General features: G+C 73.4%; 14 protein-coding genes. 4 read left to right on the forward strand and 10 right to left on the reverse strand.

The window, feature by feature from the left end; translation table 11 throughout:
* Positions 1 to 2: 2 nt before the first annotated feature.
* Both WFK95_RS17020 and WFK95_RS17025 read left to right on the forward strand, forming a co-directional pair.
* Entirely contained in the window at positions 3 to 1,007 is a 1,005-nt protein-coding gene (locus tag WFK95_RS17020) for an alpha-ketoacid dehydrogenase subunit beta (protein ID WP_336671334.1), read from the forward strand.
* On the forward strand, positions 1,004 to 2,305 hold the full coding sequence (locus tag WFK95_RS17025) for a dihydrolipoamide acetyltransferase family protein (protein ID WP_336671335.1): 1,302 nt from the start codon (positions 1,004 to 1,006) through the stop codon (positions 2,303 to 2,305). The genes WFK95_RS17020 and WFK95_RS17025 overlap by 4 nt, the downstream gene beginning before the upstream one ends.
* Here the strand turns inward: WFK95_RS17025 and WFK95_RS17030 are convergent.
* The gene (locus WFK95_RS17030) at positions 2,266 to 4,140 is read right to left on the reverse strand and encodes a neutral/alkaline non-lysosomal ceramidase N-terminal domain-containing protein (protein ID WP_336671336.1); all 1,875 of its coding nucleotides are present in this window, start codon (positions 4,138 to 4,140) and stop codon (positions 2,266 to 2,268) included. The two genes, WFK95_RS17025 and WFK95_RS17030, sit on opposite strands and share 40 nt — an antisense overlap.
* Before the next feature lie 108 nt (positions 4,141 to 4,248).
* Here WFK95_RS17030 and WFK95_RS17035 point away from each other — a divergent pair, with 108 nt between their 5' ends.
* The gene (locus WFK95_RS17035) at positions 4,249 to 4,557 is read left to right on the forward strand and encodes a hypothetical protein (RefSeq protein WP_336671337.1); all 309 of its coding nucleotides are present in this window, start codon (positions 4,249 to 4,251) and stop codon (positions 4,555 to 4,557) included.
* A gap of 9 nt (positions 4,558 to 4,566) precedes the next feature.
* Here the strand turns inward: WFK95_RS17035 and WFK95_RS17040 are convergent, their stop codons facing one another.
* Entirely contained in the window at positions 4,567 to 5,139 is a 573-nt protein-coding gene (locus WFK95_RS17040) for an ester cyclase (protein WP_336671338.1), read from the reverse strand.
* A 62-nt stretch (positions 5,140 to 5,201) separates the two neighbouring features.
* Between WFK95_RS17040 and WFK95_RS17045 the strand changes: the two genes are divergently transcribed.
* Positions 5,202 to 5,888 (forward strand): TetR/AcrR family transcriptional regulator, encoded by a 687-nt coding sequence (locus WFK95_RS17045; RefSeq protein ID WP_336671339.1) that lies wholly within the window; start codon positions 5,202 to 5,204, stop codon positions 5,886 to 5,888.
* Here the strand turns inward: WFK95_RS17045 and WFK95_RS17050 are convergent.
* From WFK95_RS17050 to WFK95_RS17085, 8 genes are all read right to left on the reverse strand, one after another.
* Positions 5,885 to 7,876, reverse strand: coding sequence for a primosomal protein N' (locus WFK95_RS17050; RefSeq protein ID WP_336671340.1), 1,992 nt, complete (start codon positions 7,874 to 7,876; stop codon positions 5,885 to 5,887). The two genes, WFK95_RS17045 and WFK95_RS17050, sit on opposite strands and share 4 nt — an antisense overlap.
* Positions 7,877 to 7,893: 17 nt before the next feature.
* Entirely contained in the window at positions 7,894 to 9,117 is a 1,224-nt protein-coding gene (gene metK / locus WFK95_RS17055) for a methionine adenosyltransferase (RefSeq protein WP_336671341.1), read from the reverse strand.
* Between the two features lie 38 nt (positions 9,118 to 9,155).
* A complete protein-coding gene (coaBC, locus tag WFK95_RS17060) occupies positions 9,156 to 10,394 on the reverse strand; it encodes a bifunctional phosphopantothenoylcysteine decarboxylase/phosphopantothenate--cysteine ligase CoaBC (RefSeq protein WP_224646560.1) in 1,239 nt (412 codons plus the stop codon).
* A 13-nt stretch (positions 10,395 to 10,407) separates the two neighbouring features.
* Positions 10,408 to 10,680: a DNA-directed RNA polymerase subunit omega gene (rpoZ, locus tag WFK95_RS17065; RefSeq protein ID WP_068520856.1), complete on the reverse strand. Its 273-nt coding sequence runs from the start codon at positions 10,678 to 10,680 to the stop codon at positions 10,408 to 10,410.
* 69 nt (positions 10,681 to 10,749) lie between these two features.
* The gene (gene gmk, locus WFK95_RS17070) at positions 10,750 to 11,346 is read right to left on the reverse strand and encodes a guanylate kinase (RefSeq protein ID WP_224646562.1); all 597 of its coding nucleotides are present in this window, start codon (positions 11,344 to 11,346) and stop codon (positions 10,750 to 10,752) included.
* Positions 11,347 to 11,352: 6 nt separating this feature from the next.
* Complete coding sequence (mihF, locus tag WFK95_RS17075) at positions 11,353 to 11,667, reverse strand: integration host factor, actinobacterial type (protein WP_224646564.1); 315 nt, start codon at positions 11,665 to 11,667, stop codon at positions 11,353 to 11,355.
* A 336-nt stretch (positions 11,668 to 12,003) separates the two neighbouring features.
* A complete protein-coding gene (locus WFK95_RS17080) occupies positions 12,004 to 13,215 on the reverse strand; it encodes a cation:proton antiporter (RefSeq protein WP_224646566.1) in 1,212 nt (403 codons plus the stop codon).
* Positions 13,212 to 13,694, reverse strand: coding sequence for a cation:proton antiporter regulatory subunit (locus tag WFK95_RS17085; protein ID WP_336671342.1), 483 nt, complete (start codon positions 13,692 to 13,694; stop codon positions 13,212 to 13,214). Before WFK95_RS17085 ends, WFK95_RS17080 begins: the two co-directional genes overlap by 4 nt.
* Positions 13,695 to 13,712 lie beyond the last annotated feature (18 nt).

Here is a 13,712-nt window from a genome sequence, read left to right on the forward strand (position 1 = left end):
AGATGCCGCGACACACCATGGCCCAGGCCCTGAACACCGCACTGCGCGACGCGCTCGCGGCGGATCCCGACGTGGTCGTCTTCGGCGAGGACGTCGGCACGCTCGGCGGCGTCTTCCGCGTCACCGACGGCCTGACCCGCGAGTTCGGGGCCGACCGCTGCTTCGACACGCCGCTCGCGGAGTCGGGCATCGTCGGCTTCGCCGTCGGCATGACCATGGCGGGCTTCAAGCCCGTGGTCGAGATGCAGTTCGACGCCTTCGCGTACCCCGCGTTCGAGCAGATCGTCTCCCACGTCGCCAAGCTCCGCAATCGCACCCGCGGCGCGCTCGCGGTGCCGATGGTGATCCGCGTGCCCTACGCCGGGGGCATCGGCGGCGTGGAGCACCACTGCGATTCGAGCGAGGCCTACTACGTCCACACGCCCGGGTTGAAGGTCGCGGCCCCCGCCACCGTCGACGACGCGTACACCCTGCTGCGGCGCGCGATCGACGATCCCGACCCCGTCGTCCTCCTGGAGCCCAAGCGCCTCTACTTCGCCTCCGCGGAGGCGGATCTGACGGTCGGCGCGCCGATGGGGCGGGCCGTCGTGCGGCGCGCGGGCACGGACGCGACGTTGGTCGCGTACGGCCCGTCGGTCGGCGTCGCGCTCGACGCCGCGGCGGCCGCGGCCGAGGACGGGATCTCGCTCGAGGTGGTGGATCTGCGCACGCTCGTCCCGTTCGACGACGAGACGGTGGCGGCGTCGGTGCGGCGCACCGGGCGGTGCGTGGTGGTGCAGGAGGCGCAGGGCTTCGCCGGCGTCGGCGCCGAGATCGCGGCCCGCGTGCAGGAGCGCTGCTTCCACCACCTGCACGCGCCCGTGCTGCGGGTGAGCGGCCTCGACATCCCCTATCCCCCACCGAAGCTCGAGCGGCTGCACCTGCCCGGCGTGGACCGGATCCTGGACACCGTCGACCGGCTGCAGTGGGACGACCGCGTCGACGCGCGCTGGGCGGTGACGGCATGAGCGACCAGGTCTTCCTGCTCCCCGACCTCGGCGAGGGACTGACCGAGGCCGACATCCTGTCGTGGCGCGTCGGCGTCGGCGACACCGTGACCGTCGACCAGGTGATCGTCGAGGTGGAGACCGCCAAGGCGGCCGTCGAGGTGCCGGTCCCGTTCGCGGGCACCGTCATCGCCCTCCACGGCGAGCCGGGTGAGACGCTGCGCGTCGGCGCGCCGCTCATCTCCGTCGGCGTCCTGACCCCGGCCACCACTGCCGCCCCGCCCCTCGGCGGTCCATCCGCCGACGGCCCGCCCGCCGACGGCCCGTCCGGGAACGTGCTCATCGGCTACGGGACGAGCGCGGACCGGCCCACCCGGCGGCGACGCGCCGCCTCCCCGAAGGCCGCGGCCGCACCCGCGCAGGCTCCGGCCCGCGAGCAGGCGGCGCCGGCCGTCACGCGAGTCATCTCCCCAGTGGTCCGCGACCTCGCCCGCGAGCGCGGGCTGGACCTGTCGACGGTGCGCCCCTCGGGCGTGGGCGGCGTCATCCGCCGCGCGGATGTCGACGCGGCGCTCGCCGCTCGCACAGCCCCGCCCGTGCCGGAGCGACCGGCCGCGGGCAGGAGCGACGTCCGGATCCCGCTCAACGGCATCCGGAAGGCCGTGGCGGACAAGCTGACCACGAGCCGGCGCGAGATCCCGGAGGCCACCACGTGGGTCGACGTCGACGCCACGGAGCTCCTCGCGGCGCGGACCGCGATGAACGCGACGCTCCCCGACGCGGATCGGGTGAGCCTGCTCGCGCTGCTGGCGCGCCTCGCGGTCGCGGCGCTGCGGCGGTTCCCCCAGCTCAACTCCACCGTCGACGCCGATCGCCGGCAGATCGTCCAGCACGGTCGGGTGCACCTCGGGATCGCGGCGCAGACGCCGCGGGGCCTCGTCGTGCCGGTGATCGCGGACGCCGACAGCCTGACCACGGTCGAGCTCGCACGGCGGCTGGCCGAGACCACCGCGCTCGCGCGGGACGGCGCGCTGCCGCCCGCCCGGCTCACCGGGGGCACGTTCACGCTCAACAACTACGGCGTCTTCGGCGTCGACGGCTCCGCGCCGATCATCAACCACCCCGAGGCCGCGATCCTCGGGATCGGGCGGATCATCGACCGGCCCTGGGTGGTCGACGGTGCGATCGTCGTCCGCAAGGTCGCCCAGGTCTCGCTCGCCTTCGATCACCGCGTGTGCGACGGCGGCGAGGCGGGCGGCTTCCTCCGGCTGTTCGCCGACTACGTCGAGGACCCCGTCCGGGCGCTCGCGCACCTCTGAGCCGAATCTTCGGACACACCCAGCCGCACGGGCGCCCACGCGTACCTGCCCGGCTCCGCCTCGGCGTAGCCGACGCGGTACTCGCCGGGAACTCCACCGAGGTCGACCGTGACCGTCGCCGTGAACACGGATCTCCTTCGGCGCCAGGTGATCTCGGTCGACGGGGCGTCGTCGTCGGCGACGGGCACCCAGCGGTCACCCTCGCGCCGCTCGACCCGCGCGTAGCTGTCGGGGATCACGCGGTTCGGGTGCGGGCAGTCGAAATCGACGGCGAGCCGGCCCCCGTCGACCGGCGTCCGCACGGCCGCCACGCGGACCGGGCGGGGCCGGCTCAGCATCGTCGAGCCCGACGGCGAACCGATCCGTGGGGCGCGCTGCCGCGGCGGGGGCGCGCCCGGCTCCGAGGGGCGCCCCGCGGCGAGGTCGGCGGCGAGTCGCTGTGCGGCCTCCGTGAAGGCGGCCAGCTGATTGCGCCCGAAGACGGTGCTCCCGGCCTCGTAGCGCTGCGCGTCGTACTCCTCGGGCGTGGTGAGGTAGTGCGCGTAGCCGTTGGCGTAGCCCTGGACCAGCACGTCGTGCGGGTCGATCCCCGCCGCCGCGGCGACCGCGTCCCGGAGGCGAGCGCCCGCCGTAACGGTGACCTCGACGGGCAGGCAGAGCAGGTGCAGCTCCCCCAGCCGGATCAACTGGACCGGGAGCACCTCCTGCACCCAGCCGAGCGCGCCGGCGGGCAGGAACATCTCCTTCGGCGCCTGCTGCGCCGCGAGCACCGGGCGGCGGCGGTACAGCGCCCGGCTGATCAGGCCGATGCGGTTGCCCAGGCCCTGGTGGAACGCCGGTGACCCGATCCCGTCGGTCGTGCCGGCGGCGAAGGCGGCGCCGAGCACGGCGCGGCCGGTGGGCCCCGTCGCCGTCTGCGCCGCGCCGAAGTCGACGTGGGTGAGGCGGTGGCCGATGACCGGCGTCAGCGGGCGGCCGGGTCCGTCGGCGAGCAGCCGGGCGGCGTCGAGCTGGCGCCTGCCGATCTCGGCGGTATTGGCCCGCTCGTCGTCCGTGGGGCCGTGGCCGGCGGCGCCCCCGAGATTGGGCGACATGTCGCCGGAGTTGGTCTGGGCGAAGGCGCTCACGAAGTCGGGATGAACGTCGCGCTCGGCGGTCTCCCAGGCGGCCGCGGCCCAGCCCTTGTTGTCGGAGCTGACGAGGCGGTTGCCGTTGCCCATCGACGTGCAGTGCACGGCGAACCAGTCGATCGCGGCGCGGAGCTCGCCGTCGCGCTCGAGGCGCAGCAGGGTGACCGCGGGGTCGATGCGGCCGGGCAGCCGGTCGCGATCCGGGTTGCGGTCGAAGGAGCTCGCGCTGCGGTTGACGGAGGCGTCGTGCAGCTCGCCGTGAGCCAGCGACAGCTCGGTGGGCGCGAGGGCGGCCTCCGCGTCGAGGACGGCGCGGACGACCCCGTCGACCAGGCGGTGGAAGGTGCGCCGGTGGTGCCCCAGGGTGGTGATGTTGTAGAGGCGGTGGCGGCCGTGGCCGCCGGGGCCGCAGTGGGTGTGGGTGGCGGTGAGCACGACGTTCTCGGCCGACAGCCGGCCTGCGGTCGCGGCGGCCAGTCGATCGGTGATCTCGTCGACCGCGGCCTGGAAGAACATCCCGATGTCGGCGACCACGTAGGCCATCCGGTGCGAGGGTGTGGCGATGACGAAGGCGCGGGCCCACTGCCGGGTGAGGAGGCCGCGGCCGCGCTGGCCGGGCATGCCGTAGCCCATCAGCCCCACGCCCCACGGCTCCCCCGTGATGTCCGTCTTCGCCCAACCGGCCCGCCACCCCGTCGCAGTCACGGCTTCGAGGTTAGAACCTCCCCTGCGCGCCGTCGCCGACCGGCGTAGGGTCGGTCGCGCGATGAAGGAACGGTCGCCAGCCACCGCAGCCGACACCAGGACACCGACATGCGCACTCTCGCAGCAATCGTCGCCGCCGCAGCCATCACCTTCTCCGGAGCCGGGATCGCCTCCGCCGCCGACGAGGAGACCGACAAGCCGTCCACCGCGACCATCGACACCGGGAACGCACCGCGCGAGGTCGGCACGCCGGCCGAGTCGCCCGGCATCATCGAATCGGCCGCCGAGCCCGAATCCGCCTCCGACCCCATCGAGCCCGTCGCCGAACCGGAATCCGCCGACGAGCCGCGCCCGGACCCCGAGGCGGCGACGGCGGACGAGCTGATCGAGGCCTCCGCGGCCGACGAGGAGGAGTGACCCGAGGGGTCAGTCGTCCAGCCGGGGCGGCGCGGTCCGCGTGAGCCTCGGATCCGGCGCGCCGCTCTGCATCCGGAGGGCGCCGACCAGGACCCGCCCCAGCGTCAGCAGCCCCTTCGGGCTGCGCAGGTTCAGGCCCCCGATGAGCTGCCGCAGGATGGTCAGCTGGTCGAAGTAGATCCGCTCGGCGACGAGGCGCTCCTCCTCGTCGAAGACGAAGTACGCCGTCATCCGCGTGCGGTGGCGGCTCCCGGTGGGCGGGATCGCGCCGAGCGGCCCGCGATGGGTCCCGAGCAGCCAGAACTCGACGATCACGGCGTCCACGCTGTGCCGCAGCGCGATGAGCTCGTGGTCCTGGTCGGGGAAGGCGACCCGGGTGTCCGCGTAGTAGCCGCGTACCTCGTCGTCGCCGTCGTGCACGGTCATCTGCGCGACGAGCTCGTAGTGCGGATGCGGGAAGGTCGCCAGGGTCGCGTCCCAGTCCTGGCGCACCTCGTCGTGGAAGTGGTCGAGCACCAGCTTCTCGCGCGCCCGGAGGACGGACGCGGGCGGCATGACGAAGCGGGAGGTGTGGGCGATCATCCCGCCATATTACCCACAGCGTGGATATTTTCGGGTGCCGAATGTAGGGGATGATGGGGTTCATGACCACGCCGCGGCCCCGACGGGGGCGCCCCGCCCTCGGAGCGCCGAGGCTGTCGCGCGCCGCGGTCGTCGAGGCGGCGCTCGCGCTGATCGACCGCGACGGCGTCGCCGAGGTCGGTATGCGGTCCATCGCGCGGCACCTGTCGGTGGACGCGAAGAGCCTCTACAACCACGTCCGGGACAAGGACGACCTGCTCGACGCGGTCACCGAGCACCTGCTCCGGTCGATCGTCGTGCACGTCCCGACGGGCGACCTGGGTGCCGATCTCGCGGGCGTGGCGCGCGCCTTCCGCACCGCGGCCCAGGCACACCCCCGGGCCGCCACGCTCGTGCTGACCCGCCAGGTGCAGTCCGTCGCCGCACTGGCGCCGACGCAGTCGATCCTGGACGTCCTGCTCAGTGCGGGATTCGCCCCCGCGGAGGCCGTGCACCTGATGCGCTCTCTGCTCGCCTCCCTCATCGGCACGCTGCTCCGCGAGTTCGAGGCGGCGCCGACCTTCGGGATGACGGACGCCGAGGCCATCGAGCGCCGCCGGGCGGGGCTCGCCGCGTGCGGCCTGCCGGCCGTCGAGTCGGTGGCTCCCGACCTCGCGCGGTTCGACGCGGACGCCGAGTTCGAGTACATGATCGGCCTGTCGATCAGCGCCGTCGAGGCCCGGCTGCCACAGCGCCGGGGCGGCGCCTAACCGATCCGCAGCGGGTCGATCTGGATGCGGACGGGGTTGCCCTCGCGCCGCAGGCTCCGGCCCACCTGCGCCAGGAACAGCGCCCGCGCCAGGGCGCGACCGTCCCGGCGCGCGACGCGCACCAGGAGCCGCTGCGGCGGCGGTCCCTCGTCCGGTGCGCCCGGGATCCGCACCCCGGGCGGCAGGTCGACGGGGCCGAGCACCTCGGCACCGTCGGGCAGCGTCGCGGCGTCCGCGACGGCCCGGATGTCGGCCTCGGCACCGTCGAGCGCGGCGAGGTGCGTGGCCGGCGGGAACCCCACCTCGGCCCGCTCGGCGAGCTCCGCGGCGGCGAAACCGGCCGCATCCCAACGGATCAGCGCCTGCACCGCGCGGATACCCGCATCCGCGCCGCAAACCACGGCACCGTCGGCGGCGACCAGCGCGGTCGCGTTCATCCAGCGGCGGAAGGACTCCTCCGCGGCCCGCAGGTCCGCGCGGCCGAGCAGCAGCCAGCCGTCGAGCAGCAGCGCCGCGCCGTAGCCGCCGTCGACCACGGGCTCCGCGCCGGGCGTGGCGACCACGATCCGCCGGCCCGCGGGCGCCTCGGCGTGCACCGTCTCGCCGCCGGAGACCGTGACGGCCGCCCCGGGGAAGGCCCGGCCGAGTTCCTCGGCGGTGCGCATCGCGCCCACGATCACCGCGCGCATCGCGGACCCGCCGCAGGCGGGGCACCGGTACCCGGGGTCGTCCTGCGCGCACCACCGGCAGCGCAGGACGCCTCCGCCGGCCTGCTCGAGCGGGCCGTGACAGCGCCGGCACCGGGCCGGTGTTCGGCAGCGCTCGCACGATAGCGCGGGCGCGTACCCGCGGCGCGGCACCTGGACGAGCACGGGGCGGTCGGCGTCGAGCGCCTCCCGCGCGGCGGCGAAGGCCGCGGCGGGCAGCCGGGCCGAGCGTGCGAGCGGGTCGCGGGCCAGCGCGATGTCCGAGTCCGCGGTCCCGGAGATGCGGGGCGAGCGGCTGCGGACCAGCTCGCGGGGCGCCGCGATCTCCGCGGCCCACCCCGCCTCGACGAGGGCCTGCGCTTCGGGGGTGCGGGCGAAACCGCCGATGACCAGCGCCGCGCCCTCCTGGTGCGCCCGCAGCGCGAGCACCTCCCGCGTGTGCGGGTACGGGGCGCGCGGCTCCACGAAGGACTCGTCACCGTCGTCCCACACGGCCACGAGACCGAGGTCGGGCAGCGGCGCGAACGCGGCGCTCCGCGTGCCGATCACGACCCGGGTCCGCCCGAGCAGCGCGAGCAGCCACCGCCGGTACCGGGCGGAGGGCCCCAGGCCGGCGGCCAGCACCGCGGGGTCGAGGTGGGCGCACGCCGCGGCGAGCCGGTCGAGATCGGCCTGATCGGGGACGATGAGCAGCGCCGTGCGTCCGGCCGCGACGACGGTGGCCGCGAGCTCGGCCAGGCGCGCCGCCCAGTCCTCGCCCGGGAGGGCCTGCCAGACCGCGCGCGGCGACCGTCCGGCGACCGCCGCCGCCGCGAACTGGGTGCCGTGGGTGTACTCGGCGAGGGCCGCCGGGGGCGCCTCCGGCGGCGCGGGTTCGGCGGGTTCCTGCTCCAGCAGGGACTTCTCGACGCGGGCGTGTCGCGGCGGGATCGCGAGCCGCAGCACGTCGGCCCGGGTTCCGGCGTAGCGTGCGGCGACCTCGGTGACGAGCTTGAGCACCGGCGGGGTGAGGACCGGCAGCGGGGAGACGACGCGCTGCAGCGGCGCGAGCTTGCCCTCGTGCTCGGTGCGCGGGAGCCGCTCGAGGAGATAGCCGTCGACGAGCCGGCCGGAGAACCGGATCCGGACCCGGACGCCGGGCCGGGCCTGCTCGTCCAGCTCGGGCGGGACGAGATAGTCGAACTCCCGATCGAGGTGGCTGACCTGCAGCAGCGGCAGGACGCGGGCGATCGGGAGTTCGACGGCCGCTTGCGCGGCCTCGGCGGGGCCGGGTGCGGTCACACCGGTCGGGGCGGGTGTCAGAGGCCGGCCGCGGAGCGCAGGGCGTCCACGCGGTCGGTGCGCTCCCACGGCAGGTCGATGTCGGTGCGCCCGAAGTGGCCGTACGCCGCGGTGGGCGCGTAGATCGGCCGGAGCAGGTCGAGGTCATTGATGATCGCGCGGGGACGCAGGTCGAAGACTTGGGCGATGGCCTGCTGGATCTTGATCGGGTCGAGCTGCTCGGTGCCGAAGGTCTCGACGAACAGGCCGACGGGCGAGGCCTTGCCGATGGCGTAGGCGACCTGGACCTCGATCCGCTCCGCGAGGCCCGCGGCGACGGCGTTCTTCGCGACCCAGCGCATCGCGTACGCGGCCGAGCGGTCCACCTTCGACGGGTCCTTGCCGGAGAAGGCGCCGCCGCCGTGGCGGGCCATGCCGCCGTAGGTGTCGACGATGATCTTGCGGCCGGTCAGGCCCGCGTCGCCCATCGGCCCGCCGAGCACGAACTTGCCCGTCGGGTTCACCAGCAGCCGCACCGCGGAGGTGTCGAGGCTGGGCAGGTTCAGGTCGGCGATCACGGTGTTCAGCACATGGGTGCGCAGGTCGGGGGCGAGCATGCCGTCGATGTCGATGTCGGCGGCGTGCTGGCTGGAGATGACCACGGTGTCGAGGCGGACGGGCTGCTCGCCCGCGTACTCGATGGTGACCTGGGTCTTGCCGTCCGGGCGCAGGTAGGGCAGGGTGCCGTTCTTCCGCACCTCGGTGAGGCGGCGCGAGAGGCGGTGGGCCAGCGAGATCGGCAGCGGCATGAGCTCGGGGGTGTCCGAGCAGGCGTAGCCGAACATCAGGCCCTGGTCGCCGGCGCCCTGGGCGTCGATCTCGTCCTGCGCGCCGTCGACGCGGTGCTCGTAGGCCCGGTCGACGCCCTGGGCGATCTCGGGGCTCTGCGCGCCGATGGCGATGTTCACGCCGCAGGAGTTGCCGTCGAAGCCCTTGGCGGAGCTGTCGTAGCCGATCTCGAGCACCTTGTCGCGCACGATGTGCGGGATGTCGACGTAGGCGGAGGTGGTCACCTCACCGGCGACGTGGACCTGGCCGGTGGTGACCAGGGTCTCGACCGCGACGCGCGAGGTCGGATCCTCCGCGAGGAGGGCGTCGAGGATCGAGTCCGAGATGGCGTCACAGATCTTGTCCGGGTGGCCCTCGGTGACCGACTCGCTGGTGAACAGGCGGTGGGCGGAACTGGCGAAACCGGAAACCACTTCGGACGTCCTCTCGATGATGTTTGCGATTGGAAATGCTAGCGCGCTGCCGGCACGCGGGAAACCGCGGCATCCAGTATGCGCGCGGCCATGGCGGCCTTCGAGCCGAGGGGCAGGGCGGTCTCGCCGCCGTCCGCACCCAGCAGCCAGCCGGAGTTCTCGTCGACCTCGAAGGCGCGGCCGTCGCCGACCGCGTTGAGCACCAACAGGTCGCAGCCCTTGCGGCGCAGCTTGGCCCGGCCGTAGTCGAGGACGGACCCGTTGGCGTCGCCCGTCTCCGCGGCGAAGCCGACGATGACGGCATCGGAGCGCAGGGAGCCCTCGCGGCGCGCGGCCACGAGCCCGGCGAGCACGTCGGGATTTTCGATCATGGTGATCGATTCGAGGGCCTCGCTCTTGCCGTCGGCGCCCTTCTTGAGCTTGGTGGTGGCGACCTCGGCGGGCCGGTAATCCGCGACCGCGGCGGCCATGATCACGAGATCGGCGTCGGCGGCGTGCTCGGCCATGGCGGCCTGGAGGTCCAGCGCGGAGGCGATGCGCACGACCTCGACGGCCGACGGGTCGGCCAGGCCGACGGTGTTCCCCGCGACCAGCGTCACCTGCGCGCCGCGCTGCGCGGCGAGCCGGGCGAGGGCGTAGCCCTGCTTCCCGGAGCTGCGGTTGGTGAGGTAGCGGACCGGGTCGAGCGCCTCCTTGGTACCGCCCGCGGAGACGACGACCTTCCGGCCCTCGAGGTCACGGTTCAGTGCTCCCGGGTGCTCCAGCAGGACGTCGGCGAGGGCGCCGATCTCGTCGGGCTCGGGCAGCCGGCCGGCGCCGGTGTCCTTCCCGGTGAGCCGGCCCGAGGCGGGCTCGATGACGACGGCGCCGCGCTCGCGCAGAGTCGCGACGTTGGCCCGGGTGGCGGGGTGCTCCCACATCTCGGTGTGCATCGCCGGAGCGAAGACGACCGGGCAGCGGGCGGTGAGGAGGGTGCCGGTCAGCAGGTCGTCGGCGCGGCCCTGGGCGGCGCGCGCCATCAGGTCGGCGGTCGCCGGGGCGATGACGACGAGGTCGGCCGACTGCCCGAGGCGCACGTGCGGCACCTCGGGGATCGACTCGAAGACCCCCGTCTGGACGGGGTTGCCCGACAGCGCCTCGAAGGTCGCGGCACCGACGAACTTGAGCGCGGACTCGGTGGGGATCACCCGCACCTCGTGCCCGCGTTCGGTGAAGTGCCGGACCAGAGCGCACGCCTTGTAGGCGGCGATACCGCCGCCGACGCCGACGATGATCATGGGCGCGTCAGCTCTACTCGCCCTCGGTGTGCTCCAGGAGATCCTCGTGGATCTCGCGCATGGCGATCGACAGCGGCTTCTCGTGCAGGCCCGGCTCGACGAGCGGGCCGACGTACTCGAGGATGCCGTCGGACAGGCTGTTGTAGTAGTCGTTGATCTGACGCGCGCGCTTGGCCGCGTAGATCACCAGGGCGTACTTCGAGGAGGTGCGCTCGAGCAGCTCGTCGATCGGCGGGTTGGTGATGCCGAGCGGCTGGTCGTACACGGTCTCAGTGGTGGTGCTCACGCTTCTCCTACGTCACAAACTTCACGATTATCGCTGGTCCGCCCAGTCTACGCCCGCAAGGCGGCAAGGCTAGGCCGTCGGGTCGCCGGCGCCGACCAGCAAGGATACCAAATCCGACACGGCGCGGTCCAAGTCGTCGTTCACGACCACCGCGTCGTAGTCGTCCCGCGTGGCCATCTCGGCCCGCGCGGTCTCGAGTCGGCGCTCGATCTTCTCGGCGCTCTCGGTGCCCCGGCCGCGGAGCCGGCGCTCCAGCTCGTCCCAGCTCGGGGGGCTCAGGAAGACGGTGACCGCCTCGGGCAGCGCGGCCTTGACGCTGGCCGCGCCGGCGAGGTCCACCTCGACCAGCACGGGCCGCCCGGCCTCGAGCGCCGCGTACACGGGCTGCGCGGGCGTCCCCGACCTCTGCAGGCCGCCGTGGATCTCCGCCCACTCGAGGAGCGCACCGTCGGCGATCAGGCGGTCGAAACCTCCGTCGCCGACGAAGTGGTAGTCCCGGCCGTCCACCTCACCGGGGCGCGGATCGCGCGTGGTGGCGGACACCGAGAAGAACAGGTCGGGAACCTCCGAGCGGAGCTTGCCGACCACAGACGACTTACCGACGGCGGAGGGGCCGACCAGTACAACCAGTCGGCCCCTCCGGCCCGCGGGAACTTCTCCGGACACTACGTGTCAGGCGGAGAACTTCTCGAGCAGCGCCTTGCGCTGCCGGTCGCCCAGACCCCGCACGCGGCGGGTGGGGGCGATCTCGAGCTCGGTCATCAGCTCCTGCGCCTTGACCTTGCCCACCTTGGGAAGCGCCTCGAGCAGTGCCGAGACCTTCATCTTGCCGATGACCTCGTCGGTCTCCGCGTCCTTGAGCACCTGCTGCAGGGTGGTGGTGCCGCCCTTGAGCCGGTTCTTCAGCTCGGCGCGTGCACGACGAGCGGCAGCTGCCTTCTCCAGAGCAGCGGCGCGCTGCTCGTCGGTCAACTGGGGAAGGGCCACGATTCCTCCGTCTTCGATGTACTTAGGTCTTTGCCGCGTACTTGCGACTCCTGCGACGGTACCCACGTTTCGCGCGGGATGGGAACCCCACCCCCCTCTCACCTGCGGTTTGGCGGTGTTGTAGGCGTCCCGGCCGGGCGACGGCCCGAACAGCTGCACACAGTGTGCGTTGCAATCGAGAACCGTTGCACCACAATGCTTTCAGAACGGTAGAACCTCGCGACGAGCGACCGGCCGATGTGACAGGTGAAACTCAAGTGACCTGCGAAAATACCTGCACTTCGCGGCGGGCCCGGGCGTGTCGGCGCCCCGTTCGCCGTCGACGAGGGCCCGCCGTCACCCCGCCGAGGGCGATGCGCCGGAACGCACGCGCCGCACCGTCCGCTCCCCCGCCCGGACCACGGGCTCGACGACCCGGGCGATGATCGGCCCCACCACGGCCATGATCAGGACGTACGTGGTGGCGAGCGCGGCGACGCGGCCGTCCACGGCGCCCGCCGTGACCGCCAGTCCGGCGATGACGATGGAGAACTCCCCACGCGCCACGAGGGCCGCGCCGGCGCGGGCCCGGCCCATCCGCTTCACGCCGACCCGCTTGGCCGCCCACCACCCGGTCGCGAGCTTCGTCGCGGTGGTCACGACGGCGAGCAGGACCGCCCAGCCGAGGACGGGCGGAATGGCCCGCGGATCGGTGTTCAGCCCGAAGACCACGAAGAATAGGGCCGCGAAGAGGTCGCGCAGCGGCTCCAGGAGGCGCGTCGCCTCGTGGGCGATCGACCCGGAGATGGCGATGCCGAGCAGGAAGGCGCCTACGGCCGCGGAGACCTGCAGCGCCGACGCCACACCCGCCACCAGCAGGGCGGCGCCGATGAGTTTGAGCAGGAAGACCTCGCGGTCGTCGCTGTAGACCAGCGCCGATACCCGGTGGCCGTACTTGACCGCCGAGATCAGCACGACGCTGACCACCACCACCGCGATCGTCACCGCCGAGACCTCGCCCGCGAGTCCGAGACCGGCCAGGATCGCCGTGAGGATCGGGAGGTAGATCGCCATCGCCAGGTCCTCGAAGACCAGCACCGAGAGCACGACGGGCGTCTCGCGGTTGCCGAGCCGGCCGAGGTCGCTGAGCACCTTCGCGGCGATGCCCGACGACGAGATGTACGTGACGCCCGCGAGTACGAGGGCGCCGGTCGGCCCCCAGCCGAGGACGAGCGCGACGACGGCGCCCGGGGTGGCGTTGAGCACGATGTCGGCCACACCGGCGAGCCAGGACTGCCGCAGGCCGGTGGTGAGCTCCGCCGCGGTGTACTCGAGGCCCAGCATGAGCAGCAGCAGGATCACGCCGATCTCGCCGGCGGTGTGGCTGAACTCCGAGGCCTCGCCGAGCGGGATCACGCCGCCGACCCCGAAGGCCAGGCCGCCGATCAGGTACAGCGGGATGGGCGAGACCCCCACCTTGCTGGCGGCGCGGCCGAGGAAGCCCAGGACGAAGAAGATGGCGCCGAGTTCGATCAGCGCGACCGTGTTCTCGTCGAGGTGGAGGGTCACCCGTTCGTCAGGATCTGCGCGGCGGCGTCGAGCCCCTCGGCCGTCCCGACGACCACCAGCAGATCGCCCGCGGTGAAGACGAACTCGGGGCCGGGCGAGGGCTGCACCTCGCCCGCCCGCATCACCGCCACGAGCGAGACCTTGGTCCGGGTCCGCATCTGGGTCTCCCCCAGTGTCCGCCCGTCGTACGGCGAGCCGGCGAGGATCGGCAGCTGCCGCGTGTTGATGCCCTCGAGTCCGCGCTGGTCAGCGTGCAACTGGTTGACCAGCTGCGGCGCGCCGAGGAGGTTGGCGAGCACGCCGGCCTCCTCGCCGGACAGGGGCACCTGGGCGGCGCTCGCGTCGGGATCGTCGCGTTCCGAGAGGAACAGTTCGACGGTGCCGTCGCGGTGCGCCACGACCCCCACGCGGCGGCCGGTGGCGAGCTCGAAGTCCTTGCGCACTCCGATGCCGGGGAGCGGTGTCACATCGACGTTCACCCCGTCGACGATAGCCGC

The organism is Tsukamurella sp. USMM236 (assembly GCF_037148755.1).
Taxonomy (GTDB): domain Bacteria; phylum Actinomycetota; class Actinomycetes; order Mycobacteriales; family Mycobacteriaceae; genus Tsukamurella.

What these genes read in the sequence shown, in the direction of transcription:
- WFK95_RS17025 (WP_336671335.1), top strand. Translation starts at nt 1,004, where the DNA reads ATGAGCGACCAGGTCTTCCTGCTCCCCGACCTCGGCGAGGGACTGACC.
- WFK95_RS17020 (WP_336671334.1), top strand. Translation starts at nt 3, where the DNA reads ATGCCGCGACACACCATGGCCCAGGCCCTGAACACCGCACTGCGCGAC.
- coaBC (WP_224646560.1), bottom strand. Translation starts at nt 10,394, where the DNA reads ATGATCATCGTCGGCGTCGGCGGCGGTATCGCCGCCTACAAGGCGTGC.
- WFK95_RS17045 (WP_336671339.1), top strand. Translation starts at nt 5,202, where the DNA reads ATGACCACGCCGCGGCCCCGACGGGGGCGCCCCGCCCTCGGAGCGCCG.
- WFK95_RS17035 (WP_336671337.1), top strand. Translation starts at nt 4,249, where the DNA reads ATGCGCACTCTCGCAGCAATCGTCGCCGCCGCAGCCATCACCTTCTCC.
- WFK95_RS17040 (WP_336671338.1), bottom strand. Translation starts at nt 5,139, where the DNA reads ATGATCGCCCACACCTCCCGCTTCGTCATGCCGCCCGCGTCCGTCCTC.